At 55.8% G+C, this 22,023-nt stretch carries 16 protein-coding genes; 9 read left to right on the forward strand and 7 right to left on the reverse strand.

Annotation, left to right across the window (positions count from 1 at the left end):
* Positions 1-92 precede the first annotated feature (92 nt).
* The 3 genes from LVS58_RS15410 to LVS58_RS15420 all read left to right on the forward strand — a co-directional run bounded on the left by LVS58_RS15410 (position 93) and on the right by LVS58_RS15420 (position 3,590).
* Positions 93-1,412 carry a tyrosine-type recombinase/integrase gene (locus tag LVS58_RS15410; RefSeq protein ID WP_233691787.1) on the forward strand — a complete coding sequence of 440 codons (1,320 nt, stop codon included), beginning with the start codon at positions 93-95 and terminating at the stop codon, positions 1,410-1,412.
* 926 nt (positions 1,413-2,338) lie between these two features.
* Complete coding sequence (locus LVS58_RS15415; RefSeq protein ID WP_233691788.1) at positions 2,339-3,322, forward strand: integrase domain-containing protein; 984 nt, start codon at positions 2,339-2,341, stop codon at positions 3,320-3,322.
* Entirely contained in the window at positions 3,315-3,590 is a 276-nt protein-coding gene (locus LVS58_RS15420; RefSeq protein WP_233691789.1) for a hypothetical protein, read from the forward strand. Before LVS58_RS15415 ends, LVS58_RS15420 begins: the two co-directional genes overlap by 8 nt.
* Before the next feature lie 222 nt (positions 3,591-3,812).
* Here LVS58_RS15420 and LVS58_RS15425 read toward each other — a convergent pair whose 3' ends face one another.
* From LVS58_RS15425 to LVS58_RS15440, 4 genes are all read right to left on the reverse strand, one after another.
* On the reverse strand, positions 3,813-5,900 hold the full coding sequence (locus tag LVS58_RS15425; RefSeq protein WP_233691790.1) for a DEAD/DEAH box helicase: 2,088 nt from the start codon (positions 5,898-5,900) through the stop codon (positions 3,813-3,815).
* A 2-nt stretch (positions 5,901-5,902) separates the two neighbouring features.
* Complete coding sequence (locus LVS58_RS15430; RefSeq protein WP_233691791.1) at positions 5,903-6,826, reverse strand: HamA C-terminal domain-containing protein; 924 nt, start codon at positions 6,824-6,826, stop codon at positions 5,903-5,905.
* 100 nt (positions 6,827-6,926) lie between these two features.
* Positions 6,927-7,325 carry a hypothetical protein gene (locus LVS58_RS15435; RefSeq protein WP_233691792.1) on the reverse strand — a complete coding sequence of 133 codons (399 nt, stop codon included), beginning with the start codon at positions 7,323-7,325 and terminating at the stop codon, positions 6,927-6,929.
* Positions 7,322-7,900 carry a hypothetical protein gene (locus tag LVS58_RS15440; RefSeq protein WP_233691793.1) on the reverse strand — a complete coding sequence of 193 codons (579 nt, stop codon included), beginning with the start codon at positions 7,898-7,900 and terminating at the stop codon, positions 7,322-7,324. The genes LVS58_RS15435 and LVS58_RS15440 overlap by 4 nt, the downstream gene beginning before the upstream one ends.
* Positions 7,901-8,980: 1,080 nt before the next feature.
* Between LVS58_RS15440 and LVS58_RS15445 the strand changes: the two genes are divergently transcribed.
* Positions 8,981-9,304 (forward strand): helix-turn-helix domain-containing protein, encoded by a 324-nt coding sequence (locus LVS58_RS15445; RefSeq protein WP_233691794.1) that lies wholly within the window; start codon positions 8,981-8,983, stop codon positions 9,302-9,304.
* 305 nt (positions 9,305-9,609) lie between these two features.
* On the opposite strand, the gene LVS58_RS15450 is transcribed toward LVS58_RS15445, so the two are convergent.
* Positions 9,610-11,220 carry a sensor domain-containing diguanylate cyclase gene (locus LVS58_RS15450; RefSeq protein WP_233691854.1) on the reverse strand — a complete coding sequence of 537 codons (1,611 nt, stop codon included), beginning with the start codon at positions 11,218-11,220 and terminating at the stop codon, positions 9,610-9,612.
* A gap of 179 nt (positions 11,221-11,399) precedes the next feature.
* On the opposite strand from LVS58_RS15450, the gene LVS58_RS15455 reads away from it, so the two are divergent.
* Positions 11,400-11,606: a DUF3079 domain-containing protein gene (locus LVS58_RS15455; RefSeq protein ID WP_233691795.1), complete on the forward strand. Its 207-nt coding sequence runs from the start codon at positions 11,400-11,402 to the stop codon at positions 11,604-11,606.
* A gap of 167 nt (positions 11,607-11,773) precedes the next feature.
* Here LVS58_RS15455 and LVS58_RS15460 read toward each other — a convergent pair whose 3' ends face one another.
* Positions 11,774-14,071 carry a TonB-dependent siderophore receptor gene (locus tag LVS58_RS15460; RefSeq protein ID WP_233691796.1) on the reverse strand — a complete coding sequence of 766 codons (2,298 nt, stop codon included), beginning with the start codon at positions 14,069-14,071 and terminating at the stop codon, positions 11,774-11,776.
* 140 nt (positions 14,072-14,211) lie between these two features.
* Between LVS58_RS15460 and LVS58_RS15465 the strand changes: the two genes are divergently transcribed.
* The 3 genes from LVS58_RS15465 (at position 14,212) to LVS58_RS15475 (ending at position 18,117) form a co-directional block, all read left to right on the forward strand.
* Positions 14,212-14,931, forward strand: coding sequence for a response regulator (locus tag LVS58_RS15465; protein WP_233691797.1), 720 nt, complete (start codon positions 14,212-14,214; stop codon positions 14,929-14,931).
* A gap of 1 nt (position 14,932) precedes the next feature.
* Positions 14,933-16,300 (forward strand): ATP-binding protein, encoded by a 1,368-nt coding sequence (locus LVS58_RS15470; protein WP_233691798.1) that lies wholly within the window; start codon positions 14,933-14,935, stop codon positions 16,298-16,300.
* Between the two features lie 149 nt (positions 16,301-16,449).
* Positions 16,450-18,117, forward strand: coding sequence for an FMN-binding glutamate synthase family protein (locus LVS58_RS15475; RefSeq protein WP_233691799.1), 1,668 nt, complete (start codon positions 16,450-16,452; stop codon positions 18,115-18,117).
* 30 nt (positions 18,118-18,147) lie between these two features.
* On the opposite strand, the gene LVS58_RS15480 is transcribed toward LVS58_RS15475, so the two are convergent.
* Positions 18,148-19,467 carry an OprD family porin gene (locus tag LVS58_RS15480; protein WP_233691800.1) on the reverse strand — a complete coding sequence of 440 codons (1,320 nt, stop codon included), beginning with the start codon at positions 19,465-19,467 and terminating at the stop codon, positions 18,148-18,150.
* Positions 19,468-19,941: 474 nt separating this feature from the next.
* On the opposite strand from LVS58_RS15480, the gene LVS58_RS15485 reads away from it, so the two are divergent.
* Complete coding sequence (locus tag LVS58_RS15485) at positions 19,942-22,011, forward strand: TonB-dependent receptor (protein WP_233691801.1); 2,070 nt, start codon at positions 19,942-19,944, stop codon at positions 22,009-22,011.
* Positions 22,012-22,023 lie beyond the last annotated feature (12 nt).

A 22,023-nucleotide genomic window follows, 5' to 3' on the forward strand; every position in this document is an offset into this window, starting at 1 on the left:
CGTTTTGGCGTTCCGTCGGATTCCGAGGGTAGCCAGCGCAAATAAGGGTACTTTTAAGGATACCTACCAATTCGATATTGGAAAGTACCCTTATGGCTCGCACAACGGCACCCCTCACCGATAACGCCTGCCGCACTGCAAAGGCTCGCGAAACTGAGTACAAGCTTTTTGACGGCGACGGTCTTTACCTGCTCGTGAAGCCCAACGGCCGCAAAGGCTGGCGGCTCAGGTACGTGAAGCCCGATGGTCGCGAGGGCCTTACCTCTCTCGGCAATTATCCGGTGGTCGGACTGGCTGACGCTCGCCGTAAGCGCTTCGAGCTCAAACAGCAACTCGCCAATGGCATTGACCCTATACAGTCTAAGCAGCAGGCCAAGGTGCAAGCCGTGATCAATGGCCGTACCTTCGAAAGCGTTGCGCTCGATTGGTATGCCGGGATGGTGCCGAAGTGGGCGCCGGGCCACGCCAAGACTGTGCTCAGCCGGTTAAAGACTCACGTATTCCCTTTGATAGGTGCCAGAGCAATCGTTGAGTTGGACACCCACGACCTCATGCAACCACTAGAGGTCGTGACGAAGCGCGGCACCATCGACGTGGCGCTCAGGGTCAAGAACTACCTGCAAAGCATCATGCGCGAAGCCAAACGGCTGCGGCTGATCACGGCGAACCCAGCCCACGACCTCGATGGGTCGATCAAAACACCACGGGTTATACATCGACCCGCACTACCCTTATCGCGGTTGCCTGAGCTGCAGGCGCGTATCGACGGCTACAAAGGTCGCCCGCTCACGCGCCTCACGGTGATGCTGTCTTTGCATGTGTTCGTACGCTCCAGTGAGCTGCGTTTCGCCCGCTGGAATGAGTTCGACCTCAAGCGAGGTATCTGGGAGATCCCCGACACTCGCCCAGCCCTCGACGGCGTGCCCTTTTCCACAAGGGGTACAAAGATGGCCGGGGACATTCACGTCGTACCCTTATCGCCGCAAGCAGTGGCCCTGCTTGAGCAAATCCACGCGATCACCGGCAAATTCGACCTGGTATTCGCTGGGGATGCCAAGCCATGGAAACCGATGTCCGAAAACACTGTGAATGCTGCGCTCAGGACGATGGGCTACGACACCAAGACGAACATCTGCGGCCACGGGTTCCGAGCCATGGCGTGCAGTGCGCTGGTTGAGTCCGGGCTGTGGTCGGAGACGGCCATCGAACGGCAGATGAGCCACAAGGAACGCAACAACGTCCGCGCCGCCTATACCCACAAGGCCGAGTTCCTCGAAGAGCGCCGGATGATCATGACTTGGTGGAGCCGGTTTCTGGAGGCAAACCGCGAGGAGCATGTCACCCCGCATGAGTTCGCCAATCAGTCAGGTGAGAACGTCACGCGCCTTCGCAGTGCCAAGAGGACCGAGTAGCCCGCCGCGCTACCTCCCAAGCCCGCTGTGAAGTTACCCACAGCTCCGCATGAAGCTCCTCCGCGCGGGTCCATTGAAACGAGACGGCAAAGCCGCCCCGTTTCAATGGACCTAACCTTATTAAAAACCAATGGCACAGTTGTCTTCTGTGGAAAACCACTGATGTCCACCGGGGGATAGTTTTATCCACAGGCGCTAACCCCCTGAAATCGCTTTGCTTGACGAACATTGTCCACAAGCGTAGACCGGTAGATGCAAGCGCTGCCGAGGCAGCCGAATGTGGCCAGAAACCTGAAAGGTCACGCCGCTACCGCGGTGGTTCGCCCCCAAGTACGATTCGCGTCCGGTAGCTCGTACGGTCACCACCCATGTGATGGATGCCAACTAAATATCGTTGCCCATGCGGCAGCCAACCTACCCTCCTGCCCAGCAGCATCCTATCCGCTTGGCAATTTCTTATGCGCCAACCTGCGCCCGTCTCTTTCTCTGGAAAGAGACGGACGCTCCTACTACTGCTGCAGCTCACGTCGCACATGGCTTTGCGGCAATTCCCCTCGTGACAATCGGCGTGACAAACGCCGATGTCTCCAGCAACAGCGATGTAGATGATGGTGCCGCAGACCAAGGAATGGACTGCACCTGACTGACAGTCAGGCATGCCCCGGTCATCGCATTGCTGCGCTCACCCGGCTCAGGATCTCGCGGCACTGGTCTCGTCAGCCAATGCAGCCTCCACCCGCCCACCGGTAACGGTGTTCAGGAGGCCAGATCATGAGATGCCCTTGCTCCCGGTCGTAAGGAGCCGCCAGTCCCGCGTTAGAGGACATCCCCACAGGTCGCAGGGGCCTTGATACCTGATAACACTCAACATTCTTGGCGGGATGACGTGGGGCGAGGATCGGAGAACGGCAGATGAGGTGACCGACATGGCATTGGTAGGCAGACGCGATGGTCGCAATTTCGGTTATGGCAGGCAATTGAGCTACGCAGGGCCGCAGGCGCTTAAGGACATGTTCGGCGGCGGCCACTACGGCACGGTCAAGGCGCACAGTGATCGGTGGCAGGCATTCGTCAAATGGTGCCGCTCCGAACAGGGGCCCGGTATCAATGATGCGCGGCAGATTGATCGCAAAGTGTTGGCCGACTATGCGGCGTATCTGCGTGACGTGGTTAGGCGCGGTGACCTCGCTGTCAGCACCGCACAAAACCGGCTATCGAGCGTTAACAGGACCATCGCGGCGCTTCGCGGTGATCAGTATGTGAAAATGCCCAGTCCGAGCAAGACATTGGGTATGCAGCGCTCCGGGATTCGGCAGTCAGTGCCGCAAGGCCAGGATCGTGAGCACGTGAAGCAGATCGTCAATGCACTTTGCAGCCAACATCGTCAACGCGCCGCCGCGCTTGTGCTGTTGGCCCGAGCCACCGGCATGCGCTTGCGAGAAGCCATCTTGGTCGACCTGCCACGATTAAGCCGTGAGGCTAACAACCTTGGCAGGATTAACATTCAGGATGGCACCAAAGGTGGCCGCGCCGGTGCATCAGCGTCGCGCTGGATTACCGTGGATCAGTATGTTCGTGATGCGCTTGAATTTGCAGCGCAGGTTTCGCCAGCAGGTAGCCGAAACCTGATTGCCCCTGACGGAAGCTACATGAGTGTGCTTCGACACGTAGTACGCCCGGCGCGAGATGTCCTGCACACACATGACCTCAAAGGCTTTCATGAACTGCGAGCGGCTTACGCCTGTGAGCGCTATCAACAGATCACCCGACTCCGGGCGCCTATCAATGGCGGTCGCTGCTACGAAATAGATAGGTGCCTAGACCGTGATGCCCGCATGCAAATCAGCTATGAGCTGGGGCACGGTCGGATCGATGTGATAGCTGCCTATATCGGTGGCCGACATGGGTAAGCCCTTCGATATGGAACTGTTCCTGGCTGGCGTACTGACCGGCTCACACGCAACTCGGCAACGCCATTTGCGCCAAGCAAAGGTAATCCAAGCTGAAATCGCAGCACGCTGGCAGCGAGAAATACCTTGGGCTTGGCAGAGAAAACATTTGGCTTGGTTTCTCGAACATCGCCTCAGTCAGCGGAGTGAGGCGACGCGATATTACTACATGCTGACGATCCGGCTGCTTGCTCGACGTCTAAAAAGTTCATGGATTTTCACTCTCTGAGCGAACACTAATATTGATAGCCATGACCAAACACTAAGCCAATCCAGTGAATAAATCTTTTGCTTTCTTACTCAGCCCCAAAAGAAAAACGAAAACCAAGAGAGATACCATTTCAACAAAATCGACTCAATGTATATCCTAGAGAACAGAATTTCATCAAGTCAGAAAAAGCAAAGTAAAGCCCCTTTTTTCAGATAGTGAAAATTGGGATAGATAAAAAACCTACCCCCCAGTAATTCCCTCAAAGAAGTACTCAAGTATATAAGCTTCAAAATAAGTTAGATTCTTTATATTCCGCTTAACATGCAAGAATCCAATTTCATTAAATTCATCAATTGCTTGATGAATAGTTAACTCCTGATTTTCAAAATTCAAAATTTCCGACTGGTGAATTTTCCTTGAAATCATTCTTGGCAAGCCATATTCCTCAAGCTGATAAACAACTGAGGGTAGAAAAGCATGCGCTACTTTGGATGCGAACGGAGAAATATCTATATTAGACTTATTCAGTATAACCCTCTGCAGAGTATTTACATCCCTCAGCAGAGAAGACAATTTATATGTAGCATTTTTCTCAAGCTTGAAAAACAAATTAATATCTATACGGTGCTTTTCAAGCTCTTTAAGAAGCTGAGGAATAGTCCTACCCCAGTTATTAGAAATAATTTGCACAAATGCGACAAACCTACTGTACTCAATTTCCCAGCTGCCTGGCTGAAACTTTACCAGCCTGTATAGATAAGGTTCCCAGCTTAATGGCTCATTTGAGTTTAAATATGCTAAACCACGCCAATCCGATGAATTTTCATACAAGTCAGTCGCGATAGCTTTAACAACACTCCCGCTACACTGGAGCAAATTATCATTTTGAAATTTCTCAAAATTATTCGACCCAATAATTTCCGAAAGCTCTTCTCTATAAGCTATTATTTTTCCTATCTGCTCTTTTGACAGCTCCCCCTTGTAATCTTGCTCATTAATATCACTAAGCAATGCATCTGGCAGAGTCAAATCCAGAGATGTATCAACTGACTCGGGAGGCTTTTCCAAAATATATACATGACCTATAAAATGCTTAAACATACGGCCACCACGACCTATTATGTTCTTATAGGTGAAATCAGTCAGCTTTGAACTACCATTTTTATTACGCCATATCACAACATTTTGGGCCGAGGTATTAACACCTTCTATAATCGAGGATGTCGATATTATGTTATTTAGCCCATCAGTCTCTTCAAAAAGTTTGACCTGGATTTGACTCAAGGATCGGTGAAGCTGTCCATTATGAATACCGGTCGACCTCCTCACTAAATCGACTAGATTCCAATCTTTCCCGTAATTTTTTGCAATCCATTTAGAAAACTGATCCAACAACTTACCTTCCTTCTCAGGAAGGGATTTCAGCGCAATATCACTAACCCTATCTATATCGGCATAAGTTCCGGCATAAATCAATGTCTTGCCTGGTTTTTCCCTAAGGATTTTCCTAAGAGCCACTCTTTTCTGAGAGTCGTCATTAATATTCTTATATAAGTCATGCTTCTCTAAGAAAACAGTATTAAAATCAAGACAAATAAACCGCATTCCCTTTGTGAATGGATTTTCATTTAGCCTTGAAATATTGGGAGCTAGAAAGTACCGTTGCTTTGATATTGCGCTGAGTTTCATGATGGTTTTTATGAGCGCAGCTGACCTTTCCTTGTCAAAGGTCGCGCTCGCCTTGTAAAACTCATCAACAACAAGAAGATCAATTTTTTTTAGCTTCGGTATGTATGTTATCGCGCGCTCTTGCGGAAAAATAAATATATTTCTATCACTAGGTTCGGCATCAGTCGTAGTTACTATTTTGTATTCTTCTGAAAATTTAACATGAAGTCTACGACGTGTTTCATCAGTAAGCGCAATGGTGGGGACAATGATTACAATGTTTCTTGGTCTCTTTATCGATATAAACGAATCTATAACGAAGCTTTTCCCAAAGCTAGTTGGAGCACTTATCGCCAAACTTTCACCACTCAACAATAACTTGAGTAAATTTGACTGCTCTCGATGCAAGGTTATTGGCAACAACCCGCCTGTATCAACCTTGAACGCCTCATATACGTATCTGTCCTGCCAAGATGCAGTTTCTTTCTGGATATATGGATACAATCCAGTGGCGCGTATTAAATGATTAACTAGGGGGCTATGATCGATATCTTGGGATTCATGGTAAGCCAAGAGCTTGATGAGCAAGTTTCTTGCTTCATTTTCTTGGTTTGCATTGATCAGTTCATTGATTTCTGAGCAGCGACTAAAAATCTCCACGATTACTGATCCTTATAGTGCTTAACATTTGCCAAAAACTTATCAACTATTGTTTTTTTAGATGGCACCGGAAATAAAATTATGTGAAAATTAATATCTCCATATTTGTGAGAACTTTTCATTTTTGTCAATTGCTTTTTGAAATAAGCAGCAGCACGCTCCTTTTGATAATTAATCACCTGCTCCCTATAAGATGCAGTTATCTCGACATGTGAGCTTGTAATACCGCATTGATATAGCAATAGAATCGGTATATTAATCTTACTTTTTATCGCATCAATTGACTCCTGAGGTGACAGAGCAGTTCTAATCCGATCACACATCTCTTGGTCATCAACAATCAGATCAATATCGTTGACATTTACAATTATCGAATTTTCTTTCTTTAATTTTTCAGACTTTATTGAATTGGCAACTGATTCAACAACCCTAGCGAGACTTACATCTTCAATGCTTTTATAAAACTTTGCCTCACCAAACCATATTGTAAACTCATCACCAGCTATTACGATGTGAACGCTATCAGCTCCTTTAGCATTGTCTTGGGGGTTTTGCTTATAGAAAATCTTAGGGACAACTGGAAGAGCACCAAAATGATGCTTCATAATACCGTACAAGATAATTTCTGCTAGCTCACTCCCCTCACCAACTTTATCCTTATCTGTAAGCCTAAGGTTTTTAGCGGCTGCGGTTAGCAACGAATGATTAACTAAGCTATCACGCTCTCTTTGTGACAGAGCAGTTTCTGCGATATTATCCCATATGAAGTTTTGAAACTTAGAGAATCGCCAGTCCCCATCCTCATAGTCATTAATTAATCCTATTATTTTTTTATTATGGACTGGCGCAAGACCGCTACCTGGATTAATTTTTTCAAAAAAATCATTTATCAAAATTTCAAACTTAAAACCATTCCCTGTCTTCATTCACAGCCCATCACATGGTATTAATCTTTAAGAATCCTGCCAGCGCCTTGCAACTTCCCACATTAAAAGTCATTCACCAACAAAATCCCGCAAAAATCACTCAAGACCTCATAAGTTCTCTTCTTACCTTTAACAAACTTTTTAAAAGCATCAATAAATGCACTGCAACAGCACAGCTTACTAGAACGACTAAACAAAACGCAGTCCTAACTGAGCTATATTTAGTGTAGGCCCCAAACCCCATCTGTTCAGCCACACTCAAACTGTGCTTTAAAATCTCAAAAGCATCTGGCAAGAAAACTAAAGAAACCGCGATTGCCATAAACGTAAGAGGTACACACCGAGATAATAAAACCTGATTCACAGTAACAAGGGGGATAGCTCGATCATGCTTAGGTATTACAACATTGATAGCTTGTATAATTTCCTGATACCACGCCCCATACAATATGGCAACAACAGCCATCAGAAGACTAGCAGCAGATATTGCATCGCTCATGGCTGATACGTTACTGGGGCAATGCCCAAAGCCCCACAAAGCTCATCATAAGATGACTTAGAAATCTCATAGGTTGAAACGCTTCCTCTTTTCTTTGCAATAGAGGTCAACGTGCCATCTATATTTGCTAATTTTTTGTTTAATTCCTCAATCACATTCACACTATTCATAGTCACACAGTACGGTCCCGCAGCCGATTCTGGACTAGCATTCGCAAGTACATCCTTTAATGTTTCGTCAATAGCCCCACGAAGAAGGTACTGGTATTTTGATATCACTGACCGAATTAACCCCCTGCTTTCAGTCGCGGTTGTCTGAAATATCTTACTAACTGTTTGCTCATCCGGAACCCGCCCTGAAAAAGCATGTTCAATTAAAAGAAATAACCGATATTCAAGTATGTCGGAACCTCTTTTAAATGCTTTTTGTCCGCGTGCCATGGCGAGATATTCCAATAGAGCAGGCATTGCGTAGTTGCTCAAGACGGCGGGTAATTGAGCTTCTTCGCAGCCGAGTATTAAGCTAATATCGGATATGTCTTGTTGATTTAAATCAACATCAAACTGAATATTCATTAATCTTGCTCCTTAATATTAATTATATACAGCCGAGGCATTCAGTTGCTACGCAACCTCTTTAAATAGAAAGCCAACCACCTTAATTATCATCAAACAATTAACTTAACTCTTATACTGAATGAACGGCGTAGTTCTCCAGAGTGAGTGCATTCAATATTCTCATGCCTAGATCGTCTGTGGGCAACGGCGTTCCCTCTTCCATGGTGGAGAGCAGAATGCCATCACTCGCGTGTTATGTGAAGGGGGCTTGCTCTTTATACCTGATTCTGGATCTCCCCTTCGGAGTAGGCCCGGCATGAACCTCCGACCCCAGGCTCTGTACAAAACCGAGACCTCATACGCCCCCCTAAAAACCTTGAAGGGGCCTGCTAGGCGTACCTATCCAGCTCTCAAATGATCCTTGCACGAAAACAGTAGGGAACAGCCCGCGATGAGCTGTAGCACGAAATGGATAGATTTGCCTTCTATCTCACCGTCCGCTTTTGGCAGCAATTTCTGTTACTGCAGCCATATCAGCCCAAGCAAGATAGAGATAGTGAGTCGATGCTCAACACTAGGCTCGCCGAAGAGCGACCACCGCTTCCTACTGCTCGGCCGTTGCAATACAACTCAAGTTGCATTTTTGGAGAGCGATCCAAATACGGTCAGAATAGCTAAGAATCAGGTGTGCTGACCGATTCGGTCTATGCCCAGAAAAAGGATACTTAAAGGGATAACCCCATTTAAACTATCAAATAAATTCCATGAAAATCATATACATAACAAATCGTTCGACTCCTGGTGCCGCACCATACGCAGTATCAAAAAAGGCTCACCGAAAGGTGAGCCTTTTTGTTTTCCCCCCCGCAGCCCCCAATCCCCTGCCTTACAAATGCCCCGAAGCCACCACGATCGGTGTAGGAGCTGGCTTGCCTGCGATGGGCTGCGCAGCAGCCCCAACAACCCCAGCAGATGCCATTCTCTAATCATCAGCTCAGCTCAAAAACAGACACACCCTCGAATACAATCGCTTTGACTCACCAACCAATCCCGCTACGATTTATCGCAAATTTTATATATTTCTGCCGAGGCAAGCCAATGGCGCTTCAATTTCAAGAAAGCCCTTTCCACGCCACCCACGACGCAGATACCGCCAGCAAAATGGCCTTGAAAATGGACTTGTCTATTTTCATCACTGACTGCATCAAAAAAATGGGCCTCAAACAGCATGATGCCGCAGCCAAGCTGAACGTAACCCAATCCCGCATATCCGAGCTTGCAAATGGCAAGATCGAGAAATTCACCTTGGACGCCATGATGGACATGCTGGACAAGCTCGGCTTTCGCACAACCCTGACCCTGCCCTCGAACGATGCCGGCTCACCGCCCCAGATCGTGATCACCCAAACGCCTGGCAGCTAGCTCACCCCCTTTATAAGATATCTTTCCATGACATACATGGAGTGTCCGGAAACAGGTGAGACTGTGACGTTGGGTAGGCTGACACTTGCTGGTCGCACGGAAACCTTCGGTACCTGGGTTCATTGATGATGCGATGCGAGATGGCTGAGAGAACGACTGCTGCGCCGCACCGCTATGCATCTGGCTGGGGCTGAGCTGGATGCGGCGGCGGATGCAACAAGCTGCGAGAGACTGCTTGCTTAGGGGCGGGCTGCGAAGGCCTCTCCTGAAAGCTTGGTGCTTGCTTTCGATCCAGCAGCCCCCTCTCAAACCCTCCGCAACCCCCGCCGCACCTCTTTATCGGCATACATCAACTGATCCGCCACTTTAAGCGCGGCCTGCAGCGAGGTCGCAGCGGGATCAACACTCGTAATACCAAAACTCGCACCCGCATAGTCGAACCGGCAGTCGTCAAATTCGTAGCTACCAATCAGCAGCGGCACCAGCCGTCTGCGCATCGCGGCTGCAGTTTTGGCCATTTCGTCCGGGTGGACAGAAGCGGTCAAGCCGATCACAACGAACTCGTCGCCGCCCCAGCGCCCAAGTTCATCCGACGCCCGCAATCCACCCTGCAGGCGCCGGCTGCTTTCGATCAGGAACTTGTCCCCCACCTCGTGCCCGTACGTGTCGTTGATCGCCTTGAATTCATCGAGGTCGATAAACGCCACCAGCACCCCCTGCCCTGTTCGCTTCGCCAACGCGAAATGCCGATGCAAGGCAGCCAGGATTGCACGCCGGTTCTTCAACCCGGTCAGCGCGTCATAGTTTGCCGCATAGCGTTCTTCCTGGCGGCGCAACAGCATCTGCCCGGCCACACGGCTGGAGAGCAGGATCAAGATCAACCCGAGCGCGGCTACAGAGGCTCCGGTCCAGTAGTACTGCTGACGCATCGGCTGCAGGTGATCAAGCTTTGCCAGCGTCAGCAGCTGATATTGCGCGTCGTTCAGGGGCTGGCGATGCACCAGATAAGGGTGCCCGTCAATGAGCCATTGATTGGCCTGACCCGCGCCTGCCACAGCGCGTATATCCATGGGCTCGCCCGGCTCTTCGTCGCCATCCAGAGGCCTGCGAATATCGGGCGGGAGCAGTGTCACCACGTTACGCAGCATGAAAAGTTCGCTGGACGCGGTGGTCACACGGCCCTGACGGTTCACTATCAAGGCAATGTGACGCCCTGTCAGGTAGAGGGCTATGTCCGGGGCATCGAACTTGACCGTGACAGAGCCAAGTGGCTTGCCGTCAGCATCGTCGATGCGGCTGGCGACGAAATAGGAGGGGGTTTTGTTCAGGCGGGCGATGCCGAACATCTCACCACTGCCGGTACGCAATGCGTCGATGAGGTAGGCCCTGCCCGTATAGATCTGGCCAACGATGCTGAATGACTCCGCCCAGTTGCTGGCCGTCACCGTATCGTCTGAGAGGTTGTTCATGTAGATACGGGCATAGTGAAGATCACTGGCCAATCTATCCATGAAATTACCCACGCTTCGCACCAGCGGGTCACGGGTGAACTTCGAAGCGCGCTCCTCGCGCGTGAGTGCGGCGAAGCCGGGCGGATCATGGCGATATCGGGCAGCGAGTTGGATCACTTCGCTTTGACGGGCCACCATGTTGGCCACGCTGGCCATTTCGGTGAACAGGCGGTCTACGATTCGCCCCGTAATCTGGGCTTCGTATTCGGCGCCTGCCGCCAGGTTGTCGAGTTCTTCTGCCGTAAGGCGCTGCGTTATCCACCCGCCCAGGCTTGCCACAAATGCCAACCAGACGACCACAACGCCCATCGTCACCCGGCGCACGATGGAAGGGATGTCCCTGCGTTGCCGCCGTTGCGGCGGATCGTAACTCACGCCGCGCTTGCCGGTTGAATGGTGCTCCAAAGCAACTCCTTTTGCGATACAGCAATGTGCATCATTGACCCTGCGATACCCCGCCAAGGCGAAGCTCGCAAGATTGTAAAACATTCACCTCATTGGATCGCCAATGGATTGATGGCGGTCAAACGACAGGCTGCTCGAGGGGTTTACGTTCAGATCAGGCAGCCTGAGGGAGGATGAGCATGGCCAAGAAATTCCCCACAAACCCTCGCCACCCCGAGCGTATCTGCTGGGGTTGCGACCTGTACTGCCCTGCCAAGGCGCTAGCCTGTGGCAATGGCGCAGACCGGACCATGCATCCGGTGGAGCTGTTTGGCGAGGATTGGAATAGCTTCGAGGGCCATTTGGAGAAGCCGGCTGATCCAGAGCAAGCGGTAGAGCCCAGGTAGAAACGGGCCGCTTGGCGACCCAGCGCAGGCCTTGAACCTGCCGCTGGTTCTGTGGGCGCGGGCATGCCCGCGAAGCTGGCGATGCGGTTGCAGGCACCGGCTGCGCCGGTGTTCGCGGGTGAACCCGCTCCTACAGGTACAGCGCCAGGCTCTGTGGAAGGGCTTGATCAGAACGCGGTGCTTACCGTCAACGACAGGTTACGCGGGTCGCCATAAATCGCCCCGGCATAGAACCCGTACTGGGTGTAGTAGTGCTTGTCGAACAGGTTGTTGGCGTTGAGGCTGACGCTGGTCTCATCGGTGAGCTGGTACTTGGCCATGGCATTCCAGATGGCATAACCGGACCAGTTCACGTCGGTGGCACCATTGCTCACACCGTTGGTAGGCTGGCCAGCCGGGCTGGAAATGGCGCGAATGTTGGTCTGCGCAGTCACGCCGGCGCCCAGGGTCAGGCGGTCGAGCGGGCCGCTCAGGCGGTAGGTGGTAGAGGCCTTGAACAGGTGCGACGGGTCGCTGCGCCCGTCACTGTCGACGCGGCGGAAGTGCAGGTAGGTGTAACCGGCGTAGACGTTCCAGTTGGGGGTCAGGGCGCCCGCGACTTCCAGGTCGATACCGTCGGTTTCCTGCCCGGAGCCGGCCTTGTAGGCGCTGCCGCCGGTCGGGGTGGTCAGGTCGCCGTCCAGCACGGCCTTGTTTTCCTGCTTGGTGCGGAAGTAGGCCGCCGAGGCGTTCAGGCGGCCATCGAACCACTCACCCTTGATACCGGTTTCGTAGCTTTGCCCACGAATCGGTTCTACCTTGCTGCCGCTGCTGGTTTCAGAGGTTTGCGGGGTGAAGACGTCGGTGTAGCTGGCATACACCGAGTAGTTGTCGTTGAGGTCGTACACCGCGCCCAGGTAGGGGGTGACGATACCGTTCTCTTCCTGGCTGCTGCGCTCGCCGGCCACGCTGCGGGTGACCGAGGAATAGTTGCTGGTGCGCACGCCAACGATCACCGACAGCGGGTCGGTGATGCTCAGGCGAGTGGCGGCGTACATGCCCTGCAGGCGGGTGGTGGTCTTGCTGTGAAGGCCGGTGCGCGAGGCGATGAGGTCGTAGTCGTCATCCACGCCATTGTGCCAATCGGTCACCGGGAAGCCGTTGTTGGCGCGAAACTGGCAACCCAGTGCAGGCGCGCTGGTCATGCCGTCGCCGACCATGGTGCAGGTGTACTGGGGCGACCAGCCGACGGTGCGGCTGTCGTTGTAGCCAACCATGGCCTGGTGGGTGCGGCCGAACAGCTGGAACGGGCCAGACAGGTCGATCTGCGCCGACTGCTGGGTGGTGTCGCTGGAGCTGTGCAAACCATTCAGTACGGCGCCACTGCCGTCCTGGTCCCAATAGCCGCCGTAGCTGCCGCGCCCTGCCGAGTTCACCTTGGCAAGGCCCCGGTGGTTCAGGGCTTCGGTGGTGGCCTGGGCGGCCTTCACGTCCAGGGTCCAGTCGTTGTCGAAGCGGTGCTCGACCGAACCGAACGCAGTGCGGGTGGTGTACTCGCCAAAGCTCCAGCTGGGCACCACGTTGGTGCTGCGCGGCAAGTCGGTCTTGCTGCCGTCGCGGTACCAGATCGGGATGTTCGCGCCCCAGCCGCCACCCACAACCTTGTTGTACTCATACTGGTAACCGGCGCCCAGGGTGGTGGCGTCATCCAGGTCGAACGCGAAATTGGCCAGCGCGGCGCGGGAGCGCTCGGACTGGTTGTCGCGGAACGAGTTGGCATCCTGCTGGGTCATCACGAAGCGCGAGCGCAGGCGGCCATCTTCGGACAGCGGCAGGTTCAAGTCCGCCCCCAGACGACGCTTGTCCCAGCTGCCGTAGGTGGCATAGGCGCTGCCGCCGAAGGTTTTGGTCGGTGCCTTGCGGATCAGGTTGACAGTGGCCGAGGGGTCGCCGGTGCCGCCCAGCAGGCCGTTGGCACCGCGCACGATGTCGATGCGTTCGTACAGGTCCATGTTCAGCGCATTGCCGCTGCCACTGAAATCCGAGCCGCCCTGCGTCTGCAGGCCATCGACCTTCCAGTTGCTGATCGAATAACCACGCGCGCGGTAGTCGGTGCGCCCACCCACCTCGGACTTGTTGGCCGTTACGCCTGGGGCGGTTTCCAATGCCTGCTCGATGGTATGGATGTCGCGGTCATCCATCTGCTGGCGGGTGATGGTGGTAACCGATTGCGGTGTCTGCCGTGGGGTCAGTGCCAGGCCAGTGGAGCTGCGGGTGCTCTCGACCGTGTAGCCCAATTGGCCGGCCTCGTCGGCAGGCAGTAATGCGCTGTCTTCGATCTGTGTGGCGTCCAGTTCAAGGGGTTTGCTGTCGGCAGCCACTGCACCACCGCTGATGGCAACGGCGACGCAGAAGGCCAGCGGCTTGAGGCGATTGCCGCTTTGACTGAAGGGGGTGAACACTGTCGTGATGCTTTGGGGCTTCATTTGGGAAGGCTTCGTATTTGCAGATGATTTTTTGTTAGGATTCTAGGGATCGGCCCTCCGGGCTCCAGACCCGACATGTACGGGGATGTAACTGAACGTAACGAGCGCCACCGGCCCTCACCTAACAGGTGTTTTTCTGCATGAGCACGACCCTGCTGGTTGTCGATGATGACGACGAGATCCGCGAACTTCTTTGTGATTACCTGACCGATGCCGGCTACAACGTGCTGGCGGCCGCCGACGGTCAACAGATGCGCGACCAGCTGGCCCGGCACAAAGTGGAGCTGGTGGTGCTCGACCTGATGCTGCCGGGTGAGGACGGCCTTAGCCTGTGCAGGCAGTTGCAGGCCACACCTGGGTTGGCAGTGATCATGCTGTCAGCCAAGGGCAGCACGCTGGATCGCATCATCGGCCTGGAAGTGGGCGCCGACGACTACCTGGCCAAGCCCTTCGAACCACGCGAACTGATCGCCCGGATCAAAGCCGTACTGCGTCGTCCGCAACGCCTGGGCACCTCTGCCGAAGAACCCGTGGTGGACGCCCAGCTGTTCGCAGGCTTTCGCCTGGAACACGTCAAGCGCCTGCTCACCCGCCCGGATGGTGAGACCCTGACCCTGCCGCGCTCCGACTACCGCGTACTGCGCGAACTGCTGGAAGCCAACAACCGTGTGGTCTCCCGCGACCAACTGACCCGCAGCGCGTTCGGCCGCGACCACCTGCCCGATGACCGTTCGGTGGACATGTGCGTCAGCCGCCTGCGCCAGCAGCTGCGCCGGGCGCCGGCGGGGAGCGCGCAAATCCTGACCATCCGCAACGAAGGCTACCTGCTGAGTATCGCCCCCCTCGCGGCCGGTGCCTGACATGCGCTGGCTTAACCGGCTGTGGCCACGCACCTTGTTTGGTCAGTTGCTGCTGATCATGGTCAGTGGCACGCTGGTAATCCAATTGATGTCGAGCAGCATCTGGTTCGATGTGCGTTTCGCTCAGGCGCTGGAGGTGCCCGTGCGACTGGTTGCTGCACGCAGCGCACCCCTGATTGCCCAGGCCGAATGCCACGGCAGTACGCTGCAGGCGCCAGCCCACTATCAGCTTCGCTGCGTCGAAAGCCTGCCAGCGCAAGAGCATGACGAGCGCCGCGGGCGCAGGCGCGTCGAGCTGTTGTTGCAGCAGGCGCTGAAGTACGAGCTGGGCCATGCCCAGGACGTGCGCCTGATGAACGTGCAACTTACCGACGAACTAGGCCAGCCAATCGTCTGGCGCAGCCTGTTCGGCCTGCGCACGGCCCAGGCGCATATCCAGTTAGCGGTGCCGCTGCCCGATGGCCGCTGGCTGACCATTGCGGGCCAGGAACTGCAGGGCTGGAGCGGCGAGTCGGCCTGGGTGCTGATCAGCGATTACCTGCTGCGGGTGTACGCGCTGCGCATCGTCGCGGTGATGCTGGTATGCCTGGTTGCCGTGCGCCTGTGCCTGCGCCCGTTGCGGCGCCTGGCCGATGCCGCACGCGGCCTGGGCAGCAACCTCGAGCAGCCTCCCCTGGCGCTGGATGGCCCGGAGGAAGTGCGCCAGGCGGCGCAGGCGTTCAACGCGATGCAGCAGCGGCTGATTGCCATGGTCAACGACAAGGCCTACTTCCTGGCCGCCGTGTCTCACGACCTGCGCACCCCACTGACCCGCATGCGCCTGCGTCTGGAGCGATTACCCGATGACGAACACCGCCAGCGCCTGCGGCAGAACATCACGCAGATGGACGATATGATCGGCCAGGTTCTGGATTACCTGCGTGCCGGAGAGCAGCAGAATTTGCAGCAGGTGGACCTGGACCGATTGGTTGCGCGCCAGTGTGCGGACCTGGCCACTGCCGAAGAACCACTTACGGTGCACGGCAAGGCGGGCAGCGTGCGGGGAGATGCCTTGCTGTTGCAGCGCTGCCTGCAAAACCTGTTGGTCAATGCGTTGCGCTACGCCAAGCACATTTCGGTCACGTTGGAACGGGCCACCACAGGTGTGTTCATTCATATCGACGACTGCGGGCCAGGGATTGCCCCGGGGCTGCTGGCGACCATTACCGACCCCTTCGTGCGCGGTGACGGATCACGTAACCAGGCGTCCGGCGGATATGGGTTGGGGTTGAGCATTGCTCAGCGGATCGCCGCCAGCCATGGGGGTGAGCTTATGCTGTCGAACCGTGAGAGCGGTGGGTTGCGGGTCAGCATAATGCTGCCTGGCTAACACGATCTTCTGTGGGCGGCCTTGTGTCGCGATGGGCTGCGCAGGCCTGGGAATTCGCAATCAGGTAACAGTCTTTTACCGATTACCCAGGTTTTCCCTCCCCTGCGTTTGCCTATCCTATGCCCGGTCATCCTGCCTGCGATGGACCCATGAAACACTCTCTTCCCAGCCGCTACGCCTGCCTCGTACTCTGCCTTGTCTTCACGTTCGCCAGCCTGCCCCTGCTGGCCCAACATGCCTGGTTGTGGCCGGTAACGCTGATCACCGCGCTGCTCAGCCTGATCGGCCTAAATGACCTGCGTCAAAGCCACCATGCGGTGCGACGCAACTACCCGATCCTGGGCAACATCCGTTACCTGATCGAAACCATCCGCCCGGAAATCCGCCAGTACCTGATCGAAGGTGACGACGACAAGCTGCCGTTCTCCCGCTCGCAACGCTCGCTGGTCTACGCCCGCGCCAAGAACGAAAGCGCCGAGAAAGCGTTCGGCACACTCAACGACGCCTACAAACCTGGTTTCGAGTTCATCAGCCATTCCATGCTACCGGTGGCCACGCCAGACCCTGCCTCGTTCCGCATTGCCATCGGCGGGCCGCAATGCCGGGTGCCCTACTCGGCCTCGATCTTCAACATCTCGGCGATGAGCTTCGGCGCCCTCAGCGCCAACGCCATTGCCGCGCTCAACCGCGGCGCACGCATGGGCCGGTTTGCCCATGACACTGGCGAAGGCAGCATCAGCCCGTACCACCGTGAACACGGCGGCGACCTGATCTGGGAAATCGGCAGCGGCTACTTCGGCTGCCGCACCGAGGACGGTCGTTTCGATCCACAGCGCTTCGCCGAACAGGCCCGCTCGGCGCAGGTGAAGATGATCGAGATCAAGCTCAGCCAGGGCGCCAAGCCTGGGCACGGCGGCATTTTACCGGGCCATAAGGTCAGCCCCGAAATTGCCGAGACCCGTGGCGTGCGCGTAGGCGAAGACTGCATCTCGCCTGCGGCGCACAGCGCCTTCCGCACACCGGTCGAGCTGCTGCAGTTCGTGGCCAGCCTGCGCGAGCTGTCGGGCGGCAAGCCCGTGGGCTTCAAGTTCTGCCTGGGCCACCCATGGGAGTTCATGGGCATCGCCAAGGCCATGCTCGCCACCGGCATCACCCCTGACTTCATCGTTGTCGATGGCAAGGAAGGCGGCACCGGCGCGGCACCTCGCGAGTTCAGCGACAACATGGGCGTGCCGATGCGCGAAGGCCTGATGTTCGTGCACAACACGTTGGTTGGCCTTAACCTGCGCTCCAGCATCCGCATTGGTGCGGCGGGCAAGATCGTCAGCGCCTTCGACATTGCCAGCGTATTGGCCATCGGCGCTGACTGGGTCAATTCGGCACGCGGCTTCATGTTTGCCATTGGCTGTATTCAGTCGCAGAGCTGCCACACCAACAAGTGCCCGACCGGGGTGGCTACCCAAGACCCTCTGCGCCAGCGCGCCCTGGTGGTGCCAGACAAGGCCGAGCGGGTGGCCAGTTTCCACCGCAACACACTGCACGCACTGGCCGAGATGCTGGCTGCCGCAGGCCTGGAGCACCCTTCGGAGCTCAAGCCCAAGCACCTGGCACGGCGTGTCAGCCCCAGCGAAATCGGGTTGTTTTCAGACTTGCACACATTCCTCAAACCGGGCGAATTACTCAGTGGCTCGATCGAGAGCGAGTTTTATGCGCGGATGTGGCGGATGGCGCGTAGCGACAGTTTTGCACCGGAGACCGTAAGCCCAGCGCCGGCTCAAACAGTAACCGTTCGCCGAAAAGAAACAGCCCCGGCATAGGCCGGGGCTGTTCGATACATCAGATCAGCATCAGAAGATGCTGATCGGGTACTCGACGAATACGCGGACTTCGTTGCCGTCGTCGTTGTAACCGTTCTGCTGTACGGCGTTGTTGGTACGCAAGAACGAGCTACGCAGCTTGATCGACAGGTCCTTGGCCGGGCCGTCCTGCACCACGTAACGGATCTGGTTGAAGATCTCGCGCTCTTTACCTTCACCGAAGCCTTGCGGGTTGGCGACGTTACGGGTGTTGATGTTGTCACCCACCACGTAGGCCAGCTTGTAGGTCAGGCCAGGAATGCCATAGGCACCGAAGTCCAGGCCATAGCCCAGCTGCCAGGAGCGCTCGTCTTCGGCGTTGAAGTCGGACCAGTACGAGTTGGCCAGGTAGATGGTGGAACCACCGTCACCCACACCACCGGCGTTCTGGTAGAAGCCGTAGTTGTAGCCAGTGCTGCCGGTGCTGCGCTGGTGAGCGAGGGTGAACGAGTGCGCACCGTACGCGTAGGTGGCTGCAAGGCTCCAGATGGTGTTGGAGTCGCCGTTCAGGCCTGCGGCTTTTACGTACTTGTTGTTGATGTCCGACTTGTAGCCGTTGAAGTCCAGGGTCAGGGACTGGTCGCTGGCGATCGGGAAGACGTAGTTCAAGCCCAGGTAGTGCTTCTTCATCACGTCTTCGTTGTCGGCGGTGTACAGCGAAGCGGTGAAGTTGTCGGTGAACTTGTAGCTGCCACCGAGGACGTTGATCGACTTCAGGCCACCACCATCACGGCGCTCGGCGCTCTTGCGCGCTTCCTGGGTGAAGCGGCCGGCGTTCAGCTCCAGGCCCTCGATCTCTTTGGAGGTGATCAGGGTGCCGGTGAAGCTTTCTGGCAGCAGACGCGCATCGTCGTACTGCAGCACTGGCAGTGCTGGCATCTGGTCACCGTACTTCAGCACGGTGTTGGAAATGCGGAACTTCACAGCAGCACCACCACGCGCCAGGTTGTGCGGCGAGCTGGCGTTGCCTTCGGCATTGGTGGTTTCGTGCGGTTTGAAGAAGTCGACGCCGCCACCACCGTTGTGACCCTTGCCGCCATCCAGGCGCACGGCGTACAGGCCGAATGCGTCAACACCGACGCCTACGGTGCCTTGGGTGAAACCGGAGGAGAAGTTGGCGATGAACGCCTGGCCCCATTCGATCTGGTCGTCGGTGCCATGCTTCTTGTCACGGTTGATGTAGGCGTTGCGCAGAAGGACATTGGCGTGACTGTCCTCGATGAACCCCTTGCTGGCGGCCTGGTCATTGGCCTGGGCCTGGGTCGCGGCGATCATCGCCAGGGCGACCAGGCTGATCCTGGTTTTCAACATGTTGTTTTCCTTATTTCTTAATCAAAAACGCTCTGCAATATGACGCCAGGAACCAACGCCCCTTCGTAGGTTCGACGCTATGCGGATCCAGCCGGGCGGGCCGACCGGTAAGTTCACGGCGGCCCTTGGCAGCAGCTTGGCCAATAACATGGCCAGCAGGCGTTGGCCGAATCCTAGCCGCGTGCGATTACAAATGTCAAAAAATCGTGAAATGCAGGTTGATATAACCAAAATTACCGGCCGGCCTGGTGCATTTCCATGCAGGTTTTCGCTATCAGCGGTCAATTTATCTGGTGTAGGAAATTGCCCTTTGATCGATCGGACAATTTCCTGCAGGCAGGCAAAGCGTGCCCGTTGACGTGGTTACAAACAGACACATATGTAAAGACAAGCCTTTACGAATACTCGAGCAAGAGCAAATAACAAGCATTACCATCCGCACTTTATTTTCAACTGCCCGTTCCGGATGTGCCCATGCTTGTACCCTGCCGCCTTTCACCCCTGACGCTCGGCCTGTCGCTGTTTTTCAGCGCCAGCCTGGCCAGTGCCGCCACCACCACATTGCCGGAGTCGTCGGTGACCGCCGACAGCGAGCGCGAGAAGGACAGCCCGCGGGTCAAGGAGGTGAGCACCGCAACCCGTACCTCGACGCCCGTGCGTTATGTGCCGCAGGCCATCGATACGGTGAAAACCGCCAATGTGCTGGATTACGGCAGCAACACGCTGGGCAAGGCGCTGGAGGGTATCCCCAACGTCAGCAGCGGCGCCGACACCCGCTTTGACAGCGTCCGCATCCGCGGCTTCGAAGCCAGCAACGACTTCTATCTGGACGGTATCCGCGACGACAGCCAGTACATCCGCGACCTGCACAACATCGAGCGGGTCGAAGTGCTGAAGGGGCCTGCAGCGGTACTGTATGGCCGTGGCAGCCAGGGCGGCATCGTCAACAGGGTCAGCAAGGCGCCGGAGCCGGGTCGCCGCTCGACCATCGAAGCGCAGGCCGGCAGCGAAGACCTGCGCAGCCTGTATGCCGACCTCAGCGCCGACCCCAGCGACACGGTCAGCCTGCGCCTGAACATCGGCAACCAGGACAACAACAGCTTCCGCGACGGTATCAACGGCAGCCGCCAGCTGTTCGCCCCGTCGATCAGCTGGCAGATCACCCCCGACCTGAACTGGCTGGTGCAGTACGAATACAGCCGCTACAACCGCACACCAGACCGGGGCATCCCGAGTGTCAACGGCCGACCGGCAGACGTCAGCCGCAGCGCCACCTACGGCGACAATCGCGACTACATTGACGACCGCGCCCAGTCGCTGCGCTCGCGCCTGAACTACCAGTTGAACGAAACCTGGCAACTGCGCCACACCCTGGGCCTGTTCAAACTCGACAGCGAGTTCGACAACACCTATGTCACGGGCTACAACGCTGGCACCAATACCTTGACCCGCCAACGCTGGCAGCAGGACCTGAACACCCGCAACCTGTTCAACAACCTGGAGGCCGAGGGCGACTTCGACACCGTGGGCCTTGAACACAAGCTGCTGCTGGGCCTGGAGTTCGGCAACCAGCGGCGCGACCCGCTGCTTTACAGCGCCGGCAACCAGAGCCTGCCAGGCCTGGGCAAACCCAGCCAGCCGCACAATGGTACGTTGGCGGTATCGAGCAACAACCACACCGTGGTCGACAGTCGCGGGGTTTATCTGCAGGACCAGATTCGCCTGAACGATCAGTGGCAGGTTCTCGCCGGCGTGCGCTTTGACCAGTTCGAAGTGGAAACCACCAACAAGGATGGCGTGCGTGAACCGCAGGACAGCAACAGCACCAGCCCACGCCTGGGCGTGGTCTACACGCCATGGCGCGACCATTCGTTCTACGCCTCGTGGAGCAAAACGTTCTCACCGGTGGGTGGCGGCTTGATCGGCATCACCCCGGGGGCGCCGGGCAACACCAATAAAACCGACCCGGAAGAGACCCGGCAGAAAGAAATAGGCGTAAAGAGCGACTGGTTGGACCAGCGCCTGACCACCACCCTGGCCATCTACGAGCTGGAGCTTTACAACCGCCGCACCCGCGACCCGAACGACCCGAACATCATCTTGCTCAGCGGCATGCAGCGTTCGCGCGGCATCGAACTGACTGCCACCGGCAACATCGTCGGCAACTGGTTTGTACGCGGCGGCATTGGCCTGCAGGATGCGACCATCGTCAAGGACAATAACGGCCAGGAAGGCAACCGCATCAATGACGTGGCCAAGCGCAACGGCAGCCTGTTCGTGACCTGGAAACCTGAGCTGGGCTGGTACGCCGAAACCGGGCTGACACTGGTGGGCGAGCGTTATGCGGACAACCAGAACACCACGGTATTGCCAGGGTATGGCCGTTGGGATGCACTGGCGGGGTATCGGACCCATGACTGGGATGTGCGGGCGGCGTTGAGCAACATTGCCGACAAGACCTATTACAGCTCGGCGACCAGTGCGGCGCAGATCCAGGTAGGCGATCCGCGTAGCCTTGTGGTGACGGGTAGCTACAGTTTCTGATCTTAGTTGCCT

The sequence above is a fragment of the Pseudomonas sp. JR33AA genome, from assembly GCF_021378985.1.
In the GTDB taxonomy this organism is placed as follows: domain Bacteria; phylum Pseudomonadota; class Gammaproteobacteria; order Pseudomonadales; family Pseudomonadaceae; genus Aquipseudomonas; species Aquipseudomonas alloputida.